The sequence below is a fragment of the Streptomyces canarius genome, from assembly GCF_014650735.1.
Classification (GTDB): Bacteria; Actinomycetota; Actinomycetes; order Streptomycetales; family Streptomycetaceae; genus Streptomyces; species Streptomyces olivaceoviridis.
Genome location: NZ_BMVN01000028.1, coordinates 95,591 through 115,318 on the forward strand (window position 1 = coordinate 95,591; position 19,728 = coordinate 115,318).

16 protein-coding genes are annotated in these 19,728 nt (G+C 73.0%); 3 read left to right on the forward strand and 13 right to left on the reverse strand.

What is annotated here, in order from left to right; translation table 11 throughout:
• Positions 1-40: 40 nt before the first annotated feature.
• From IE294_RS31190 to IE294_RS31225, 8 genes are all read right to left on the reverse strand, one after another.
• Positions 41-1,132: a LysM peptidoglycan-binding domain-containing protein gene (locus IE294_RS31190; RefSeq protein ID WP_189891606.1), complete on the reverse strand. Its 1,092-nt coding sequence runs from the start codon at positions 1,130-1,132 to the stop codon at positions 41-43.
• A gap of 228 nt (positions 1,133-1,360) precedes the next feature.
• Positions 1,361-2,653 carry a cytochrome P450 family protein gene (locus IE294_RS31195; protein ID WP_189891607.1) on the reverse strand — a complete coding sequence of 431 codons (1,293 nt, stop codon included), beginning with the start codon at positions 2,651-2,653 and terminating at the stop codon, positions 1,361-1,363.
• On the reverse strand, positions 2,650-3,714 hold the full coding sequence (locus IE294_RS31200) for a nucleoside triphosphate pyrophosphohydrolase (RefSeq protein WP_189891608.1): 1,065 nt from the start codon (positions 3,712-3,714) through the stop codon (positions 2,650-2,652). Before IE294_RS31200 ends, IE294_RS31195 begins: the two co-directional genes overlap by 4 nt.
• 109 nt (positions 3,715-3,823) lie before the next feature.
• On the reverse strand, positions 3,824-4,471 hold the full coding sequence (locus IE294_RS31205) for a SurA N-terminal domain-containing protein (protein ID WP_189891609.1): 648 nt from the start codon (positions 4,469-4,471) through the stop codon (positions 3,824-3,826).
• Positions 4,472-4,627: 156 nt separating this feature from the next.
• Positions 4,628-5,455, reverse strand: a complete 828-nt coding sequence (locus IE294_RS31210; RefSeq protein WP_189891610.1) for a glycoside hydrolase domain-containing protein — start codon at positions 5,453-5,455, stop codon at positions 4,628-4,630.
• Positions 5,456-5,608: 153 nt separating this feature from the next.
• The gene (locus IE294_RS31215; protein WP_189891640.1) at positions 5,609-7,123 is read right to left on the reverse strand and encodes a serine/threonine-protein kinase; all 1,515 of its coding nucleotides are present in this window, start codon (positions 7,121-7,123) and stop codon (positions 5,609-5,611) included.
• Positions 7,124-7,140: 17 nt separating this feature from the next.
• Positions 7,141-7,803 (reverse strand): hypothetical protein, encoded by a 663-nt coding sequence (locus IE294_RS31220; protein ID WP_189891611.1) that lies wholly within the window; start codon positions 7,801-7,803, stop codon positions 7,141-7,143.
• Between the two features lie 206 nt (positions 7,804-8,009).
• Positions 8,010-10,412, reverse strand: a complete 2,403-nt coding sequence (locus tag IE294_RS31225; RefSeq protein WP_189891612.1) for an N-6 DNA methylase — start codon at positions 10,410-10,412, stop codon at positions 8,010-8,012.
• Positions 10,413-10,600: 188 nt separating this feature from the next.
• On the opposite strand from IE294_RS31225, the gene IE294_RS31230 reads away from it, so the two are divergent.
• Both IE294_RS31230 and IE294_RS31235 read left to right on the forward strand, forming a co-directional pair.
• Positions 10,601-11,302: an Rv1352/Rv1906c domain-containing protein gene (locus IE294_RS31230; RefSeq protein ID WP_189891613.1), complete on the forward strand. Its 702-nt coding sequence runs from the start codon at positions 10,601-10,603 to the stop codon at positions 11,300-11,302.
• 116 nt (positions 11,303-11,418) lie between these two features.
• Positions 11,419-12,171, forward strand: a complete 753-nt coding sequence (locus tag IE294_RS31235; RefSeq protein ID WP_189891614.1) for a hypothetical protein — start codon at positions 11,419-11,421, stop codon at positions 12,169-12,171.
• A 48-nt stretch (positions 12,172-12,219) separates the two neighbouring features.
• Here the strand turns inward: IE294_RS31235 and IE294_RS31240 are convergent, their stop codons facing one another.
• Together IE294_RS31240 and IE294_RS31245 are read right to left on the reverse strand one after the other, a co-directional pair.
• Positions 12,220-12,963: a GNAT family N-acetyltransferase gene (locus tag IE294_RS31240; RefSeq protein WP_189891616.1), complete on the reverse strand. Its 744-nt coding sequence runs from the start codon at positions 12,961-12,963 to the stop codon at positions 12,220-12,222.
• An 86-nt stretch (positions 12,964-13,049) separates the two neighbouring features.
• Positions 13,050-13,766, reverse strand: coding sequence for an HNH endonuclease family protein (locus IE294_RS31245; protein WP_189891618.1), 717 nt, complete (start codon positions 13,764-13,766; stop codon positions 13,050-13,052).
• A 222-nt stretch (positions 13,767-13,988) separates the two neighbouring features.
• On the opposite strand from IE294_RS31245, the gene IE294_RS31250 reads away from it, so the two are divergent.
• A complete protein-coding gene (locus tag IE294_RS31250; protein ID WP_189891620.1) occupies positions 13,989-14,750 on the forward strand; it encodes an SDR family NAD(P)-dependent oxidoreductase in 762 nt (253 codons plus the stop codon).
• A gap of 32 nt (positions 14,751-14,782) precedes the next feature.
• Here IE294_RS31250 and IE294_RS31255 read toward each other — a convergent pair whose 3' ends face one another.
• The 3 genes from IE294_RS31255 to IE294_RS31265 all read right to left on the reverse strand — a co-directional run.
• The gene (locus IE294_RS31255) at positions 14,783-15,142 is read right to left on the reverse strand and encodes a MerR family transcriptional regulator (RefSeq protein ID WP_189891622.1); all 360 of its coding nucleotides are present in this window, start codon (positions 15,140-15,142) and stop codon (positions 14,783-14,785) included.
• A gap of 28 nt (positions 15,143-15,170) precedes the next feature.
• A complete protein-coding gene (mfd, locus tag IE294_RS31260; protein ID WP_189891624.1) occupies positions 15,171-18,701 on the reverse strand; it encodes a transcription-repair coupling factor in 3,531 nt (1,176 codons plus the stop codon).
• A 235-nt stretch (positions 18,702-18,936) separates the two neighbouring features.
• On the reverse strand, positions 18,937-19,728 hold a 792-nt coding region (locus IE294_RS31265; protein ID WP_189891625.1), incomplete at its 5' end, for an IS481 family transposase.

Sequence of the window (19,728 nt, forward strand, 5' to 3'; positions counted from 1 at the left end):
AAACCGGACATTAAGGCGCTAAGCGGGACGCCAACTCCCCCTATTTGCCGCCCGTTTCGCCCCCGACGTCCAGGGTCTGACCGGCGCTGATGTGGTTCGGGTCGGCCCCGATGGACTTCTTGTTGCCGGCGTACAGCGCGCGCCACCCGCCGTCGACGTCAAGGGAGTCGGCGATGGAGGCGAGGGTGTCGCCCTGACGGACGGTGTACGTGTCCGCCTCGCGGGAGGCGTGCCGACCCGAAGACGAGGCGTTCTGACCGTTTGTCACGCTTTCTTCCGTGCCGCCCTCGTCCGCGCTCGCGCCCCGGTGTCGTCCGCCGCCGAGGGACCCGGTGTCGACCAGGCTCCAGGAACCCGCGGCCTGCTGCGGGTCGTCCTCGATGCCGGTGTCCGGGGTGGCCGTGGGCGAGCTGTCGGCCACCTGCGGACTTCCGGCGTCCGGCACGGTGGACTTGTCGGACTTGGGGGTGTTGGTCCCCTTGGAACCGGTCGGCGCACCGGCGTCCTTGTCCGGCTTGGCGCTCGGAGTGGTGGCCTTGTCCGAGGAGGAGCCCTTCCCGGAGCCGGAGTTGGTGTCGGAGTCCGCGTCGGCGGAGGGCGACGAATCCGGCAGACCGGACGAGTCGGAGCTGTCGGAGGAACCGGATGCACCGGATGTGCCGGAGCTGCCTGCCGATCCGGACGTTTTGCCCGAACCGCCGGAGCTGCCCGAGCCACCGGAGCCGCCGATGCCCGTGTCGACGTGCGTCGCACCCGAGTCCTCGGTCAGACCGGACAGCAGGGCGCAGGTGGCCCAGGGGGTGGTGCCCTTGTCGGCGAGGATCTTCTCGGCGACGGCGATCTGCTGGTTGCGGCTGGCCTGGTCGGGGCTGGCCGCATACTGGCCGCCGCCGTAGGCGTTCCAGTCCTCCTGCGAGATCTGGAGGCCGCCGTAGTAGCCGTTGCCGGGGTCGGCGCTCCAGGAGCCGCCACTCTCGCACTCGGCCACCTTGTCCCATGTGGTGCCGTCGGCCGCGTTGGCGCTCGCCGCGCCGAGGAGCGGGATGGCGATGGCGGAGCCGGTCACTCCGGCCGCGACGAGGAGAGCCGGGGCCTGACGGGGGCGACGGTGTCGGCCGTTCCCGGAGAGCATGCAGAAGCCTTTCGAGCGACAGCAGGACCGGCGCGGCGGATGGAGCCCGGTCGCCGCGCTGATGGGTGAACGTATCGGCAGACGATCACTTGTCACAAGTTCATGCCGCACAGATCACGTGAAGATCACAGAGTTGAATGTCTGTCATGTTTCCTTGAAGAGGCGGTGTGGGACCGTGCCGGACCAGGTCGGACGGTGTGTTCAGGCCGTGTGTTCCGGCACTGTGCCTCAGGCGCCGGGGGTGAACTCCACCGGCAGGGTGCGCAGGCCGCGCATGATGAGTCCGCCGCGCCAGCGCAGTTCGGCCGGGTCCGCGGCGAGCCGCAGATCGGGCAGCCGGGTGAGCAGGGTGGCGAGCGCGGTCTGGCCCTCCAGGCGGGCGAGCGGCGCGCCGAGGCAGTAGTGGATGCCGTGGCCGTAACCGAGGTGCTGGTTGTCGCGGCGGGCGAGGTCCAGCACGTCCGGGTCGGCGAACCGCTCCGGGTCCCGGTCGGCGGCGGCGAGGACGACGAGCACCGGGTCGCCCGGCGCGATCCGCTGTCCGCCGATAGTGAGCGGCTCGGTGGCGAACCGCCAGGTGGCCAGCTCCACCGGGCCGTCGTAGCGCAGCAGTTCCTCCACGCCGGTCGCCAGCAGCTCCGTCTCCCGGCGCGCCAGGGACTCCTCCAGCCGCCGGCGCTGATCGGGGTGCGTGAGCAGGGCGTAGGTGCCGTTGCCGATGAGGTTGACGGTCGTCTCGAAGCCGGCGAACAGGAGGATGAAGGCCATGGCGGCGGCCTCGTTCTCGGTGAGGTGCTCGCCGTGGTCGGAGGCGCGGATGAGGCCCGAGATCAGGTCCTCGCCGGGCGCGGGCTCGGCGGGCAGCGCCTCGCGCTTCTTGTGGATCAGCTCGGCGAGGTAGCCGCGCATCTTCTTCACCGACCGGGCGACGCCGCCCCGGGGGCCCCCGCCGTGCCGGATCATCATGCCCGCCCAGTCCCGGAAGTCGTCCTGGTCCTCGCGCGGGACGCCGAGCAGGTCGCAGATGGCGTAGATGGGCAGCGGGAAGGCGAACTCGTGGATGAGGTCGGCGGATCCGCGCCGCGCGAACCGGTCGATGAGGTGATCGGTCAGCTCCTGCACCCGGGGCGCGAACTCGGCGACCCGGCGGGGAGTGAAGGCCTTGCTGACCAGCCGGCGCAGCCGGGTGTGGTCCGGCGGGTCGATGTTCAGCAGATGCGTCATCAGCTCGGCCTTGCGCTCGCCGGGGATACCGGTCTTGCCCTTGGCGTGCGCGGGCTCGTCGTGATGCGCCGGGTTCTTGCTGAGCCGCTGGTCGGCCAGGGCCTGCCGGGCATCGGCGTACCGGGTGACCAGCCATGCCTCCACCCCGCTCGGCAACCGCGTCCGGTGCACGGGGGCGTGCTCGCGCAGCCAGGCGTAGGCGGGGTAGGGGTCGGTGGCGAACTCCCAGGTGAAGAGGGCGGGGGCCGGCTGGTCCCGGTGGGAGGACGGCTGGGCGGGGTGGGGCTGGTCGGTCACTCCTCGACCGTATCCGGCTCGCCGGGGAGCGTCGGTCGGGGTGGGGGCAGGGCGGCGGCGGCGCGGTGGGGCTGGGCGGGCAGGCCCTCGGCGGCCCGTATCGCGTCCCGGTACGCGCGGCCCGCCGCCCGCAGGGCCGCCTCCGGGTCGGTGCCCGCCGCCTCGGCGCGGACCGCCAGCGCCAGCAGTTCGTAGCCGATGCCGTCCCCCTGCGGCAGCGGGACGTCCAGGCCCGCCGTGCGGGTGCGGGAGGCGAGCTTGGCGGCGAGGGCCAGGCCGGGCTGGCCGAGCGGGACGCCGTCCGTGACCGAGGTGCGCCGCTTCTCCTCGGCCTTGGTGCGCAGCCAGTGCTCCTTGACGTCCTCCGGGGTCTCGGCCTCCTCGTCGCCGAAGACGTGCGGGTGCCGGTGGATGAGTTTGGCGACGATGCCGCCGGCGACGTCGTCGACGGAGAACGGCGCGTCCGGGTCCTCCTCGGCGATGCGGGAGTGGAAGACGACCTGGAGGAGGACGTCGCCCAGCTCTTCGCGCAGCTCCGCGCGGTCGCCGGCCTCGATCGCCTCGACCAGTTCGTACGCCTCCTCGATGCCGTACTTCGCCAGGCCCTCGTGGGTCTGCCGGGAGGACCACGGGCACTCGGCGCGGATGCGGTCCATGACCTGCACGAGGTCCAGCAGGCGGGCACCGGGCAGGTCGTAGGAGGCGGGGAGCAGCTCCAGCTCCGGCATGGCGACCCGGCCGGAGCCGGCCAGCCGGGCGAGGCCGTCGGTGAGGGCGGGCTCTCCCTCGCCGGTGGCCACGACCACCACCGTCCGGCCGCCGGCACAGGCGTCGACCAGCTCCTGGGCGGTGGGGGACGTCTCCGCCACCGCTATCCCGGCCTCGCGCAGATACGGCAGCTGCGGATGGGCGCCGTCCGCGCACAGCACGGCGTCGGCGGCGCGCAGGGCCTGCCAGGCGGGCCAGGACAGCAGACCGGGGGCGACGCGGTGGCTGGTGGTGAGCAGGACGATGCGGCCGGGGGCGGCTTCCCCACGGGCTTCGGGGCTGGTTTCGTTCACGATCCGAACGTAACCCACGGGGCGAGGGAGCGGATCGGGTTGTCCACAGGCCCGATGGGACCGTGTGATCGTACGACTGGACGCTCCGCCGCGCCGGTCCGTGGCCCGTCTACGCCGTCACCGGCTCCCCGCCCGCCGTCGTGACCTCCCGTACCCACGGCGTCCCGGCGTCCACGCGGCTGCTCTTCTGCACGTCCCAGGAGCCGTAGCGCGGGTTGAGGTCCACGTGGAGTTCCTCCGAGGCCGTGGACAGGGCCTTCCAGAAGGCGGGCCGGCTCGTGTCGGTACCGAGCCGCGCGGCCAGCTTCTGCGCCTCCAGTTGCAGCCGCAGGTTGTCGTCGAGGCGGGCCGGGGCGATGCCGTACTTCTGCAACCAGGCCGTCTCCAGGCCCTTGCCACCGCCGGCCTGCCGCTCCAGCTCGCTGCGCATCTGCTGGATCTCCTTGCGGGTGACGGTGATGCCCGCGTCCTTCGCGGCGCGGTGCAGCACCCGGTCGAGCACCATGCTGTGCAGGGTGTCGCGGGTGAGGGTGCTGGTGGAGGAGACGACCTGCTGGTACTGCGTCTCGTCCGGCACCGCGGCCCGCTGTGCCCGGCGGACCTCGTCGACCCGGCTCTCCAGCTGGGCGACGGTGATCCGCTGCCCGCCGACGACGGCCGCGGCGCCCGGGTGCGCGTCGCTTCCGCAGGCGGTCAGCAGGGGTGCCGCGGCGGCGATCGCGGCGGTGAGGACGAGCGCGGTGCGGCGGCGGTGCAAGGGGACCTCCCAGGGAGATTGTGCGGCGGTGCACAAAGTCTTGCGGTGATCGATGGTAGGCAGTGGGCAGGCTGGGGCCAACCCATTCGACCAACGATTCGCGCGCGCTTCGGGCACCGCCGCGCCGCTCCCCGAGGGGCCGCCGGGCCGGCCGGGTCAGCCGACGATGGCCACCGGCGCGTCCCAGGCGTCCCGGTCGACGGTCAGCGTGACGCCGCCGTGCGCCTCCTTGCTGTTCACCATGTACTGGTGGCCGCGGCTGTGGTTCGTGTACTGGGTCGCGCCCCACGGCCAGTCCGCGGTCGTCGTGTTCTGCTTGTCCCACAGCGCGTACCAGAGGTTGCCCGGCAGGTCCGTCTTGTCGGACGCGGTGGCGACGGCCTTGGCGCTGGAGCTGCTGAAGCCGTAGTAGCCGCCGCGGTAGGTCTTGGCGCGCAGCGTCTTCGTGAAGGAGCGCACGTACGTCAGCACGGCGGTGTTGCACGCCTTGTCGGCGGTGTCGTACGGCTCCATGTCCAGGTAGACGGGGCTGCCGGCCTTCATGCCGAGCGCGGAGGCCTTGGCGACGGCGTCCGCCGCGTCGGTGGCGCCGAGGGAGGCGGCCGTGGTGGCGGTCAGCTTCTCGGGGCTGGAGCCGCTCTGGCAGGGCGGCTGGGCGCCGACGTAGATCGGGATGAGCTTCCAGCCGAGGGAGTTGACCGACTTCACCCAGGAGGCGGTGAGGTTGGGCTGGGCGCAGCCGCGGTTCTTGCCGCCCACGTAGACGGCGGCGGCGCCGTAGAAGCCGGTGTGCCAGGCCCTCATGGCCGACAGCGAGGGCGCGGTGCAGGTGTCGAACGCGCGGCCGGTGAAGGTCTTCTGGGCCGGCCAGGTGGTGGCGGCCATGGAGGTCTGCGCGGCGATCCCGGCCCCGGCGACGACGGCCGCGCCGGCCACCGCCCAGATGAGGTACCTGCGCTTCTTCGACTGCCGGTGACCGGCCATGAACCCCACCCCTGCTCGTCGCACGGCGCTTCCCGCGCGTGCGTGCCTGGCGAAAACGAAGCGAAACGTATCGAGCGCCGGGTCTGCCACCGGGAAACAGAAACCCCGTGAGCGCGGAAGATCCTCCCAGGACCCGGCAAAATCTCCGCGCGGCTACCCGCGTACCTGTCCCAGCCACTGGAGGGTGCGGCGGATCTCCACGGCCAGCGGATGGCCCGGTCCGTGCAGCCGCTCGACGTCCAGCACGAGCCGCGCGAGCGTGTCGTGGGCGGCCGGCCGGTCGCCGAGGGCGAGCAGCAGGTGGCCGATGCGGCGGCGCACCTCGTGGGCGAGCTGCGGGTCCCCGGAGACGTACTGGTTCTCGTAGTACGGCAGCAGCGCCCGGTACTCGGCGAGCGCCGCCGCCGGTTCGCCCAGTTGCTCCAGGCACTGCGCCGCCTCGTAGCGGTAGCGCAGCGACTGCGGGTCGGCCTGGCCGGCCTCGGCGGCGCGTTCGTCGGCGAGCCGGCGCAGTTCGGGCAGCGCGCGCCGGTACTGGCCGTCGTCCATGAGCGTGGCCGCGTACTGCTTGCGCAGGGTGCGTACGACCGGGGAGAGCTCGCCGTGCTGCTCGGCGGCGGCCGGCAGGATCGCGCCCAGGATGTCGACGGCCTGCGTGATGCGGCCCTCGCCCAGCAGACGCTTGACCTCGTCCACGGCGGCGGCGACATCGGGCTTCTCGGCCACCGGCGGCGCCGGTGCGACCGGTGCGGGCTGCGGCGCGGGGGTCCGCGCGCGGTCCGGCCAGGGGGCGTGCGGGCGCAGGAAGGGACGCGTGGGGTCCAGGGGCGCGCCCGTGGGCGTCCCGCGCGCGGGCAGGAGCAGCGCCAGGTCCTCGTACACCTCCTGCGCGGACGCCGGCCGGTGCTGCGGGTCCTTGGCGAGCAGCCGCAGCACCAGGGTTTCGAGCGCCTCGGGGACCTCGGGGCGGATCCGGCGCACGGGCAGCGGCGGCTCGTACAGGTGCCGGTGCAGCACGCCCAGGGCCGTGGAACCGGCGAACGGCACCTCGCCGCTGAGCAGTTCGTGCATCAGCACACCGAGCGCGTACAGGTCGGTGTACGGGCCGACCGCGCCGCCCATCGCCTGCTCCGGCGCCATGTAGGCGGGCGAGCCGATCGGGGAACCGGTGTGCGTGAGGCGGGTGGTGTCGGTGTCCATCACCGAGGCCACGCCCAGGTCGAGGACGGTGACCGTGCCGTCCTGCTTCACCATCACGTTGCGCGGCTTGAGGTCGCGGTGCACGATCGGCACGGCGTGCACGGCGCTCAGCACGGCGCACAGTTGCGCGGCCACCGCGACCGTCCACTGCCACGGGTACGGGTCGTGCTCGGCGAAGTGGTCGGAGAGGTCGGCGCCGTCGACGTACTGCATGACGAGGAACAGCTCCTCGCCCTCGCTGCCCGCGTCGTGCACCGTCACCAGACCGGGATGGTCCACCTGCGCGGTCACCCGGCACTCGCGCACGAACCGGCGGCGCAGCTCGTCCGCCTCCTGGCCCGCCACCTTGTCCGGGCGCAGCAGCTTCACCGCCACGCGCCGGTCGAGCCGGCGGTCGTAGGCCGTCCAGACCTGGCCCATGCCGCCCTGCCCGATGAGCGTGGACAGTTCATAACGGCCGGCGACCATGCGTCCTGTCGTCACGGTCACCGTCCGCCCTCGCCGTGGCCCCCGTGGCCGTCGTGCCGGCGCAGATAGTCGCTGAGTTCGTCCAGTTCGGCGCGTACCTGGTCGATGCGGGCGGGCGCGGGGCGCTGGGGCGGCTCGGTCCGCGGCACGGCGGCCGGGGGCACCGCCCCGGTGTGCGGCGGCCCGGGTATCCGGTGGTGCGGCTGGGGTACCGGCGTGGGGTGCGCGGGCGGCACGGGGTGCTGCGGGGCCGGCACGGGCGCCGGGTACGGCGGCGTCCCGTGCCCGAAGCCGTAGGGTCCGGTGCCGGGCGGGGCGTGGGTGGTGGCGTGCGCGGGGACGAACCCGGCGAACCGCTGCGGCTGGTGCAGCCGGATGTCCACGACCAGGTAGTACACCGCGGACGCCACGCCGAGGAGCATGAGCAGGCCCAGGGCGACATCACTGCGCCAGTCCTTCTCCGGCAGTTCGCCGACCATCACGAACCCGGTGAGGGACAGCGGCAGGCTCAGCCAGGCGGTCAGCCAGTCGAACCAGCGGCCCCGCACGAAGGCCACCCGGAACAACGGCAGGCACGACAGCAGTCCACAGGTGAGCGCCCCGGCCGCCGCGAACATCACGCGCAGGGAGATGACCTTTCCCGCGCTGCGGGGAGGCGGCGCCGTGCCGTGGCCGTACATGACTGCTCCTGGACCGAGTGGGACCGATGGGGGCGGACGCCGACGGGACGGTGTCCCGGTCGGAGTCCGAGCGTATAGGCCGACAAGGACAACGGGTCCCGGGTTGTACCGAACCGTTGTCGCACTGATCACTTCGCGTGGTTCGGTCGCTTCACGTGGTTCGGACGCTTCACGCGGTGCGGCCGGACGGGTTCGGTCGGGCGGGTTCAGTCGGGTGCGACCGTGCCGTCCGTCAGTCCGTCGTACATGCCGCGCACGAGCTGTCCCCCGAGCCGGCTCGCGTGCCGGAGCGCCCGCTCGAACTCGTCCAGCGCGCGGAACCGGTCGCCGTAGCGCCGCTGTTCCTCCAGCGGGAGCCGGGGCAACTGGAGCCGGCGCACGTCCAGCCGGGTCGCCGTGGAGGCGTAGCTGCTGGCCTGCCGGTTGTTGGCCGTGCCCCGCAGGAACCCGGCGAGGAACCACGGGTCGAGCGCCGTCCGGTCCGGGCGCAGCAGCACGAGGTTGCGCCCCAGGACCGCGCCCCCGGTCGCCTCGTCGATCACGCGCGCCACCGATCCCCCGCCGAGCACCGGTACGACGACATCGCCCGGCTCGGTCAGTACGGCCTCCTCCTCGCTCTCCGGAAGCGTGCCCGAAGGCGCCGTTCCGGCGAGGACGTCATGGTCGGTGAGCACCGGCACGCGCGCGTGACCGCCGTTCCCGCCGGTGCGCATCACCAGCGCGCCCCCGCGCGCGAGTTCGCCGATCGTGGTGAGCGGCCAGCGCGCGGCCGGCGACGGGTCGGCCGGGGGCGGGGTGAGGTCGGCGGTCAGGCGCAGGGTCGCGCCCAGGCGCTCGCGCACCCGCGTGAGCTGCTCCGCGCCGTCGGCCACCGCGGCCGGCGGCAGATGGCGGGCGGGAGCCAGGTCGACGTCGTCGTCCAGGAGGTCGATGACCGGCACGGAACGGGCGAGCCCCGGCCGCTCCGCGAGGTGCCCCGCGCGCGTGAAGGCGCCCCAGGCGTCCGTCACGGCCTCCCGTACCGCCTCCCAGTCCGGCCCGCCCCGCCCCTCCCCGGCGAACCTTCCGGTGTCCACGAGCAGCACCTCGGGGGTCGCCGGCGCCCGGTCGGGCCGGCGCAGCACCCACAGGTGCAACGGGATGTTGTACGGCGGTGCTGCCCCGACCGGCAGCGCGACCACGGCCCGCAGCGCGCCCCGGCGCAGCAGATCGGCGCGGATCCGGCGCCCGGAACGGCGGGAGGCGGCGGCCGGCGGCATGAGCAGTACGGCGGTGCCGCCGTCGGTCAGCCGGGCCAGCGCGTGCTGCACCCAGGCCAGTTCGGACTCGGTGCGGGCCGGGAAGCCGTACTCCCAGCGGGAGTCGTAGGCGAGTTCGTCGTGGCCCCAGTTGCGCTCGTTGAACGGCGGATGGCACAGGACCACGTCGGCGCGCAGCCCGGGGTACGCGTCGGCGCGCAGGGTGTCGCCGGCGGCGGCGCGCACGGTGGCCCGGCTGTGCAGCGCGAGCCGCAGCGCGCTGATCGCGGCGAGTTCGGGGGCGCTGTCCTGGGCGTACAGCTCCTGGTCGGGCCGGGTGGCCACGGCGCGCAGCAGGGCGCCGGTGCCGCAGGCCGGGTCGAGGACGGTGCGGGCCGGGCCGGCGAGGTCGGCCATGAGACCGGCGAGTTCGGCCGGGGTGAGCGTGTACTGGCGGGGGTTGGCGTCCAGGTGCCGGCCCAGCAGGAACTCGAACGCCTGCCGCGCCCCCATCTCGGCGGCCAGCTCGGCGGCACCGCGCAGGAGGGGGGCGGAGAGGAGGAGTTGGGGGCCGGTGGGGGTACGGAGGGCCGGGGTGGCTTGAGGAGTGGGGGTGGTTTGGGGGGTGGAGGTGGCTGGGGCAGCGTGAACGGGCTGCGCCGTGTGAACGGTTGGCGGGGAGTTCACAGGCGAGGGCGTCGGTGAGGTGTTCACGGCGGGACTCGTGAGGGCGGGGTTCACACGGCCGGCCCGAGCACCCGGGTTCACACCCTCAGTCAGAGCCCCCGCGTTCACAGCTCCGGCGTGGGCAGCCTCGTTCACGCCCTCGGCGTCGCCACCGGTGTTCACATCCCCCGCGCCGTCACCGGCGTTCACACCGCCAGCGTCGGCCCCTTTCGCACCAGCGCCCCCAGGCCCCGGCTCCCCACCAGCCCCCCGCGCCCCACGCCCCGCCCGCCCGGCCGGTCCGGCCGGTCCGCCGAGCCGCGGGATCAGCACCTGGTCCAGCGCCCCGGACAGGATCGCGGCCAGCCGGGCGTCGGAGCCCGCGCTCGCGTCGAGCCAGACGGTGGGCCGCTCATGGATCAGCAGCAGCACACAGCCGGTGTGCACCAGGGCCGGCAGCGGTCCTTCCGGGTGCCCGGCGAGTTGCTGCCAGACGCGTTCGCGCAGCGGCACCTCGGCGAGTTTCCCCTGCTTGCGCAGCCACGCCTCGACCTCGGCGAGCGCGAAGGACGGGCTGGTCTCGGTGCCGCCCACCGGCTTCGGGAAGTCGGCGTGCCGCCGGCGCCAGTTGCTGACGGCGGCCCGGCCCACCCCGGCCAGCCGCGCGATACCGGCCGCGGTCACCTCTGTCGCGTTGTCGTGCACCGGCCCCGCTCCCCTCGTCCCATGTGAGCACCGAGCATACCGGCGTACACAAGATCTGGGAGTTCACGGCGTGTACTCCCATCATCGCGTGAACCGTGTTGACTCGGTTCACAAGCTCTGCTGTTATTGACCCAGCGAACAAGCGGTCGCCGGAGGGGGAGGCCGCAGTATGTGGGGAGGGCTTCGCCATGGGTATGAAGGCCAAGGTCGCGCTCGGTGCCGTCGTGGGGATCGTCGTCATCGGTGCCGTGTCCGCCAACGCCGGCAGCGACGGCAAGGACGGCGGTTCCGGCGGTGGCGACAAGGGGTCCTCGGCGTCGGCCGAGCACAAGTCCGGCGGCGCGAAGGACTCGGGGGGTGCCGGGAAGTCCGACGCGAAGTCCGAGGAGAAGAAGGCCGCCTTCGGGGGCGACGGCGAGTACCGGGTCGGTACCGACGTGAAGCCGGGGACGTACCGCACGACCGGCAACGACGACGGCATGTGCTACTGGGAGCGCGCCAAGGACGCCTCCGGCGAACTCGACTCCCTGCTGGCCAACGACAATGTCAGCGGCACGAGTTACGTGACCGTCAAGTCCACCGACAAGCTGTTCAAGTCCAGCGGTTGCGCGGACTGGGAGGCCGTGGACCCGAAGGCGAAGGGCACGCCCGCCTCCTCGATGGACGGCGACGGGGGCATGTTCAAGGTCGGTACGGACATCGCGCCGGGTACCTACAGGTCGACCGGCAACGCCGACGACTCCTGCTACTGGGAGCGTACGAAGGGCGCCGGCCACGGGCTGGACTCGATCATCGCCAACAACAACGTCACCGGTACGGCCGTCGTCACCATCAGCCCGTCGGACGCCTACTTCAAGACGAACGACTGCGGCACCTGGAAGAAGGCCTGACCCGTCCGCTCACCCCGGCGCGGGCTACGACACCCGCGCCGGTCCCGCACCACCGCACTCCACGGAGCCCCCGCGGCTCCCCGCTCACCACCCACTCCTCTCAGCAAGGAACCGTCATGCGTCGTACCGCACTCGCCGCCCTCTGTCTCGCCGCCGCGGCCACGGCGGGACTCACCACCGGCTGCCAGCCGGGGCAGGACTCGGCGGACAGCAAGCCGAAGGGCCCGTTCGCCGGGCTGAGCGGCGGCCAGATCGCCGAGCGCGCGCTGAAGGCCACCACCGACGCCACCTCCGTACGGCTCAAGGGCCGGGTCACCGACGACGAGAGCAAGGGCGTCATCGACCTCGACATGGCGATCAACCACGCCGGCGAGTGCGCCGGCACGATGAGCATGGGCGGCGAGGGCAAGGCCGATCTGATCAAGACGGGCAGCACCGTCTACATGAAGTACGACGAGGCGTTCCTGCGCGCCCAGAGCAAGGGCGAGTCCAAGGAGGACACGCAGGCGGCCGTGGACATGCTGGCCGGGAAGTGGACCAAGATGGCCGTGAAGGGCCAGGACGCCAAGGACATCGCGAGCTTCTGCGACCTGGACTCGGTCCTCGGCGACCTGAGCGACGGCGGCACGGCGGGCACCACCCGCGGCAGGACCACGCGGGTCGACGGCACGCCCGCGATCACCCTGCACGAGAAGGACGGCAAGGAGCGCTACACGGCGTACGTGGCGACCGAGGGCAAGCCGTACCTGCTGCGGGTCGACAGCGTGTCCGGCGGGAAGCAGCCGGAGCACCTGTCGTTCGTCGACTACGGCAAGCCGGTGCCCGCGCGCAAGCCCGCGGGCGAGATCATCGACCTGGACGCGCTGTAACAGCCGACGCGCGGGAACAGCCGGTGCCGGGAGGTGTCTGGCGCGGGGTCACAGCGGGTGCCGCATCCACACGTTGGGCTCGGTGTAGACGGCGTAGCCGTGCTCCGGTTCGCAGCGGACCGGGACCAGCGCGCCGGGCACCTCGACGTCGCCCGCCGTGTCGAAGGGCAGCCCGGTCCAGCGGCGCCACTCCTCCAGCGAGCCGGTGACGGTCATGGAGGCCGGGGCGATGGAGTCGATGGTGGCGCCGGCCCGGGCGTGCACGCGCAGCCAGGGGTCCTCGGGCAGCCCGTCGGGGCGGACCCGGTGGGCGTACTCGGCGAGCGGGGTGTGCGGCTCGCGGTGCTTGGCGTTGGGGCGGACGGGGGCGACGACCTCGCGGAAGCCGCGGGCACGGGCGTTGTCGCGCATCGCCGAGAGCATGACGGACGACAGGCCCCGGCCCTGGGCGTGCGGGGCGATGGTGACCGCGATGGCGCTGACGGTGTCCGGGCGGGTGCCGTGGCGCAGGTCGGCGAAGGCCCACACCAGGACCTGGTCCCAGCCCCGGGCCGGCAGGGTGCGCCGGCCGTCGAGTCCGAGGGCGAACGGCACGCTGTAGGCGTGGGCGACGACCCGGCCGTCCGCGTCCTCGGCGAACAGGGTGTACTCCGGCAGTTCGGTGGGGATGCGGCCGTAGTGGGCGTTGCCCACGAGGTCGTGGGTGACGAACTCGGGCCAGGTGTCGGTCATGCCGAGCACCGCCGGGAGCCGGTCGGGCCGCTCGGCGAGGCTGCTCACCTTGATGTCCATGACGGTCACGGTAGGCGGTGCCTCCCCGGGCGGGACAGCGGTTCGGCGGGCGGTCGGGACGACGACGCGGCCGGCGCCCGTACGGGTCACCGGGCCCGGAACCGCTCGGGCGCCTTGGTGGGGTTGCCGCCGGTGGGGAGCTTCTGGTCCGGGCAGCCGGCGAGGACCTTCTTCATGGCGGTCCGCTCGGCGCCGGTGACCCACAGCCCGTACTTCTTCTTGACGGCGACCTGGGCGGCGACATAGGCGCACCGGTAGGCCTTGTCGGGCGGCAGCCAGGTGGCCGCGTCGCCGTCGCCCTTGCCGCGGTTGGTGCTCGCGTCGACCGCGAGGAGGTTCAGGGGGTCGTTGGCCAGCGCTATGCGCTTGCTGGGGTCCCAGTACTTGGCGCCCTTCTGCCAGGCGTCGGAGAGGGCGACGATGTGGTCGATGTCGACCTGGCTGCGACCGCGCCGGTAGGTGATGTCCTTGCCGGAGTAGGGGTCGGGGTCCAGCAGGCCGTAGGAGACCTTGCACCTGCCGCCGGTGAACCGCACCTGCTTCAGGTCGCGTTTGAGGATGTCGTCGCGGGTGTCGCAGGAGTTGGAGTCGGTGTCCGCCCAGGCGGTGCCGAACCGCTCCCGGGAGTAACCGGTCTTCGGCGCGCGCCCCTTGACGGTCAGCGAGTCGGCGGCGGCCAGGGCCGCACCCCCGCCCCCGCCTTTCGCGGGCCCGGAGGCCCCCTCGGTCTGCTCGGCCGTGCAGCCGGTCACGGCGACCAGCACCGCCACGGCGATGGCCGCTCCGCCCTTCGGACGCGTCACAGTGCGTCTCCCTCGCTCACCCTGGCCCGCCCCGCAGGTGCGGGCGGATCGTTCCGCTCACCACCGTAACTTCCCTCCACGGCCCATCAGATGCGCGCGCAAAGGGGCCATCAGGAAGCAAACCGGGCGCAAGTCGGAGAAGATGACGGGCCGTTGCCGTCCACGCGCGCCCCCCGGCCGGGCTTGACCTTGTCACTGGCGGCAGGGTCCGACGATCCTCGCATGACCGAGAGCAGCCGTCCCCAAGGCCCCCGTACCGTCCTCGTGACCGGCGCCGGCACCGGCATCGGCCGCGCCACGGCGCGCGCGTTCGCCGCCGAGGGCGCCCGGGTCGTCGCCGTGGGCCGCCGGGCCGCGCCCCTGGCCGAGACCGCCGAGGGGCACCCCGGGATCACGCCCCTGTCCGCCGACCTGACCGCCGAGGACGGGCCGGGGACCGTCGTACGGGCCACGCTGGAGCGGTACGGCCGGATCGACGTGCTCGTCAACAACGCGGCCGTCGTCACCGCCGACTCCCTGCGCGGCTACACGCGCGCGTCGGTACGACCGCTGCTGGAGACCAATCTCCTCGCGCCCGTGCTGCTCACCCAGGCGGCGCTGCCCGCGCTGACCGACAGCCGGGGTGTCGTGGTGAACGTGACCACCTCGGTGGGCCAGCGCGCCTGGCCCGGCAACTCCCTGTACGCGGCGGGCAAGGCGGCCCTGGAGACGCTGACCCGCAGCTGGGCGGTGGAACTGGCGCCGCACGGCGTCCGGGTGGTCGCCGTGGCGCCGGGCGCGATCGAGACCCCGGTCGCCGACCACGCCGGCTTCACCCCCGAGCAGCGCACCGCCCTGCGCAGGTGGCAGCTCGACCACACCCCGCTCGGCCGGATCGGCCGCCCCGAGGAGGTCGCCTGGGCCATCACCCGGCTCGCCTCCCCCGGGGCGTCGTTCGTGACGGGCGTGGTGCTGCCGGTGGACGGCGGCGCGGTGGTCGCCTGAACCGGTACGTGTGGCCGCCCGGACCGGTCCGCTCAGGGCACCGCGTCGCCCGCCTCCCGCAACGCCGCCGCCAGTCGTTCCCGGACCGCCGTCTGGGCGGAGATGCGCGCGTCGAGTACGGCCAGCCGGTCCCGGGCGACCTCCAGTGCCCTGGCGGAGGCCGGACCGGCGGTGACGTCGCCGTCCAGGCAGGGCAGGAACGCCCGTACGTCGTCCAGGGTGAGGCCCGCCTCCAGAAGCCGGCGGATGTTGCGGACCCGGACGGCCGTACCGGTGTCGTACGCGCGGTAGCCGTTGGCGGTGCGCGCGGAGGTGATCAGGCCCTGCTGCTCGTAGTGGCGCAGGGCGCGCGGTGTCGTACCGGTCGCCTCGGCCAGCTCACCGATCCGCACGCGCGCCCCCGCCCCCGTACACCGGCCGTCACCCCAGGATGGAGGTGAGGAACTCGCCGACCCAGGCCAGCAGTTCGCGGCCGACCAGCGGTTTGCCGCCCACCTTCGCGGTCTTCGGGCGCGGGACCAGCACCTGGTGCGCGGCGGACTTGATGACCGTGCCCGGGTAGAGCCGCTTGAGCCGCAGCTCCTGCGACTCGCGCAGTTCCACCGGCGCGAAGCGGATGTTGGTGCCCTGGAGGACGATCTCGCCGACGCCGCACGCGCGCGCGAGCATCCGCAGCCCGGCGACCAGCAGCAGGTTCTCCACCGGCTCGGGCAGCTTGCCGTAGCGGTCGGTGAGTTCCTCGCGGACGGCCTTGATGTCCTCCTCGGAGTTGGCCGAGGCGATCGAGCGGTACGCCTGGAGGCGCAGGCGCTCGCCGGGCGCGTAGTCGTGCGGGACGTGCGCGTCGACCGGCAGCTCGATCTTGACCTCCAGCGGCGGCTCCTCCTCGGTCCCGCCGGTCTCCAGCTGCCGCCGGTAGTCCGCGACGGCCTCGCCGACCATGCGGACGTACAGGTCGAAGCCGACGCCCGCGATGTGCCCGGACTGCTCGCCGCCGAGCAGGTTGCCGGCGCCGCGGATCTCCAGGTCCTTCATCGCCACGTACATGCCCGCGCCCATCTCGGTGTGCTGGGCGATCGTCGCCAGGCGCTCGTGCGCGGTCTCCGTCAGCGGCTTCTCCGGCGGGTACAGGAAGTACGCGTAGCCGCGCTCGCGGCCCCGGCCGACCCGGCCGCGCAGCTGGTGCAGCTGGGACAGTCCGAAGGTGTCGCCGCGCTCCACGATGAGGGTGTTGGCGTTGGAGATGTCGATGCCGGACTCGACGATCGTGGTCGAGACCAGGACGTCGAACTTCTTCTCCCAGAAGTCGACGACCACCTGCTCCAGCGCGGACTCCGACATCTGGCCGTGGGCCGTGGCGATGCGTGCCTCGGGGACGATGTCGCGGAGTCTGGCCGCCGCGCGGTCGATGGACTCGACGCGGTTGTGGATGTAGAAGACCTGGCCCTCGCGCAGCAGTTCGCGCCGGATGGCGGCGCCGATCTGCTTCTGCTCGTAGGGCCCGACGAAGGTGAGCACCGGGTGGCGCTCCTCCGGGGGTGTGGTGATCGTGGACATCTCGCGGATGCCGGTGACCGCCATCTCCAGGGTGCGCGGGATCGGGGTGGCGGACATGGTCAGCACGTCGACGTTGGCGCGGAGCTTCTTCAGCTGCTCCTTGTGCTCGACGCCGAAGCGCTGCTCCTCGTCGACGATGACCAGGCCCAGGTCCTTGAACCTGGTCTCCGAGGAGAACAGGCGGTGGGTGCCGATGACGACGTCCACCGAGCCGTCCTTCAGTCCTTCCAGGACGGCCTTGGCCTCGGTGTCGGTCTGGAAGCGGGACAGTGCCCGCACGTTCACCGGGAACTGTCCGTACCGCTCGGAGAACGTGCCGAAGTGCTGCTGCACCAGCAGGGTCGTGGGGACGAGGACGGCGACCTGCTTGCCGTCCTGTACGGCCTTGAAGGCGGCTCGGACCGCGATCTCGGTCTTGCCGTAGCCGACGTCGCCGCAGATCAGGCGGTCCATGGGGACCGACTTCTCCATGTCCTCCTTGACCTCGGCGATGGTGGTGAGCTGGTCGGGGGTCTCCGCGTAGGGGAAGGCGTCCTCCAGCTCCCGCTGCCAGGGGGAGTCCGCGCCGAAGGCGTGGCCGGGGGCGGCCATGCGGGCGCTGTAGAGCTTGATCAGGTCGGCGGCGATCTCCTTGACGGCCTTCTTCGCGCGCGCCTTGGTCTTCGTCCAGTCGGCGCCGCCCAGGCGGTGCAGGGTGGGTGCCTCGCCGCCGACGTACTTGGTGATCTGCTCCAGCTGGTCGGTCGGGATGTACAGCCGGTCGCCGGGCTGGCCGCGCTTGGCGGGCGCGTACTCCACGACCAGGTACTCGCGGGTGGCGCCCTGGACGGTGCGCTGCACCATCTCGATGTAGCGGCCCACGCCGTGCTGCTCGTGGACGATGTAGTCGCCCGGCTCCAGGGTGAGCGGGTCGATGGTCTTGCGGCGGCGGGCCGGCATCCGGGCGCCGTCGCGGGTGGCGGTGCGCTGCCCGGACAGGTCGGTCTCGGTGAGCACCGCGAGCTCGAGTGCCGGGTCCACGAAGCCGTACTCGATCGAGCCGCAGGAGACGTGCACCACGGAGGGGCTGAGCTCGCCGAGGTCGTTGTCGAGGCGGGCGGCGATGCCCTCGCCGCCGAGGACCTCCACCGTGCGCGCGGCCGGGCCGTGGCCCTCGGTGACGAACACCGCGCGCCAGCCGTCGGCGAGCCAGCCCTTGGTGTCGGCGAGGGCCCGCGCGGTGTCGCCGCGGTAGGTCTCGGGGGCGTGCATGCCGAGCTTGAGGGTGTCCGCGTCCAGCTCCAGGTCGGCCGCGAACGGGGACACCGACCACCACATCATGTCCAGTTCGCGCGCGCGGTCGCGGACGTCGGCGATGGACCACAGGGAGGCCGCGCCGACGTCGATCGGGGCCTCGCCGCCGCCGGCGGTGGCCGCCCAGGACGCCTGGAGGAACTCCTGGCTGGTGGCGACGAGGTCGGCGGCGCGGGTGCGGACCCGCTCCGGGTCGCAGACGACGGCCATGGCGCCCTTGGGCAGGACGTCGAGCAGCAGCTCCATGTCGTCCACCAGGACCGGGGCCAGGGACTCCATGCCCTCGACCGCGATGCCCTCGGCGATCTTGTTCAGGAGTTCGCCGAGCTCCGGGTGTTCCTCGGCGAGGGCACGCGCGCGTGCGCGGACGTCGTCGGTGAGCAGCAGCTCGCGGCACGGGGGCGCCCACAGGCCGTGCTCGGCGACTTCGAGGGAGCGCTGGTCGGCGACCTTGAAGTAGCGGATCTCCTCGACGTCGTCGCCCCAGAACTCGATGCGCAGGGGGTGTTCCTCGGTGGGCGGGAAGACGTCCAGGATGCCGCCGCGCACGGCGAACTCGCCGCGCTTCTCGACCAGCTCCACGCGCGCGTACGCGGCGGCGGCGAGGGCTTCGACGACGCCGTTCAGGTCGGCGCTCCGGCCGGTCCTCAGGGCCACCGGTTCCAGGTCGCCGAGGCCCTTGACCTGCGGCTGGAGCACGGAGCGCACGGGGGCCACGACGACGGAGACCGGGCCGGTCTCGGGGTCGTCGGGGCTGGGGTGGGCGAGGCGGCGCAGGACGGCGAGGCGGCGGCCGACGGTGTCGCTGCGGGGGCTGAGCCGCTCGTGCGGGAGGGTCTCCCAGGAGGGGTACTCCACGACGCCCTGTTCGGGCAGCAGGGAGCGCAGGGCGGCGGCGAGGTCCTCGGCCTCCCGGCCGGTCGCGGTGACCGCCAGCACCGGACGGCCGGCCTCACGGGCCAGGGCGGCGATGGCGAAGGGGCGGGCGGCCGGGGGGCCGACCAGGTCGACGTGCGGGCGGTTGCCGTCCGCCGCCGCCCTGATCGCTTCCGCGAGGGCGGGGTCCTTGACTACGGCGTCGAGCAGACCGTGCAGGCTCATGGAGGGGCTTTCCGTCCAGGGGGTCGGCAACACGAAGGGCCCGACTCGTGTGACGGGCCGGGGCTGTCCAGCGTACGACGGCGTGGGCGGCGGTGCGGGGGGCTGTGGACAACCCCGGGCGGCCGGACAGCGCGAACCCGGTGCCGGGAAGTCCCCCAGGACTCCCCGGCACCGGGTCCACCCGCCGCACCCCCCGTGTGCGGTGGCCGTCGGCTCAGCCCGCGCGGCCGGCCCGCTAGTTGTACTGACCCGTGAGGTTGGGGACGCGGCTGGCGGGTGGTTGGCCTTTGAGCGCGGTGTGTCCGCGGTGGTGATTGTAGGTGTGCAGCCACTGTGGGAAGGCTGCGCGGCGTTCGGTTTCTGACCGGTAGGGGCGTGCGTAGGCCCACTCTTCCAGCAGGGTGCGGTTGAAGCGTTCGACCTTGCCGTTGGTCTGGGGCCGGTAGGGCCGGGTTCGCTTGTGGGTGATCCCGGCTGCTGCCAGTGCATCGCGCCAGTCGCGTGAGCGGTAGCAGGAGCCGTTGTCGGTCAGCACCCGCTCGACGGTGATCCCGGCCTGGGCGAAGAAGGTGTGGGCCCGGACCCAGAAGCCGGTGGCGGTCTCCTTCTTCTCGTCCGCGTGGATCTCGCTGTAGGCGAGGCGGGAGTGGTCGTCGACGGCGGTGTGCAGGTAGCTGTAGCCGAGGTTGGGGCGGCCGTGGCGGGTGCGGGGTCGGGCGGGGTCGCGGTGTGCGGAGCTGTTGCGGCCGCCCTGGGCCCTGCCGTGGACCTTGTGTCCGCCGCCATCGGGGATGTTGCCCAGCTTCTTGATGTCGACGTGGACCAGTTCGCCGGGGCGGTCGCGTTCGTAGCGGCGTATGACACGGCCCGTGGCCCGGTCCAGGTGCGTCAGGCGGGCCAGGCCGTAGCGCGTCAGCACGCGGTGCACGGTGGAGGGCACCAGGCGCAGCAGGTGGGCGATGCGGGCCGGTCCCCACCGGCGCAGCAGGCGGACCTTGATGATGCGCCGCTCGGTGCGTGTCGGCGT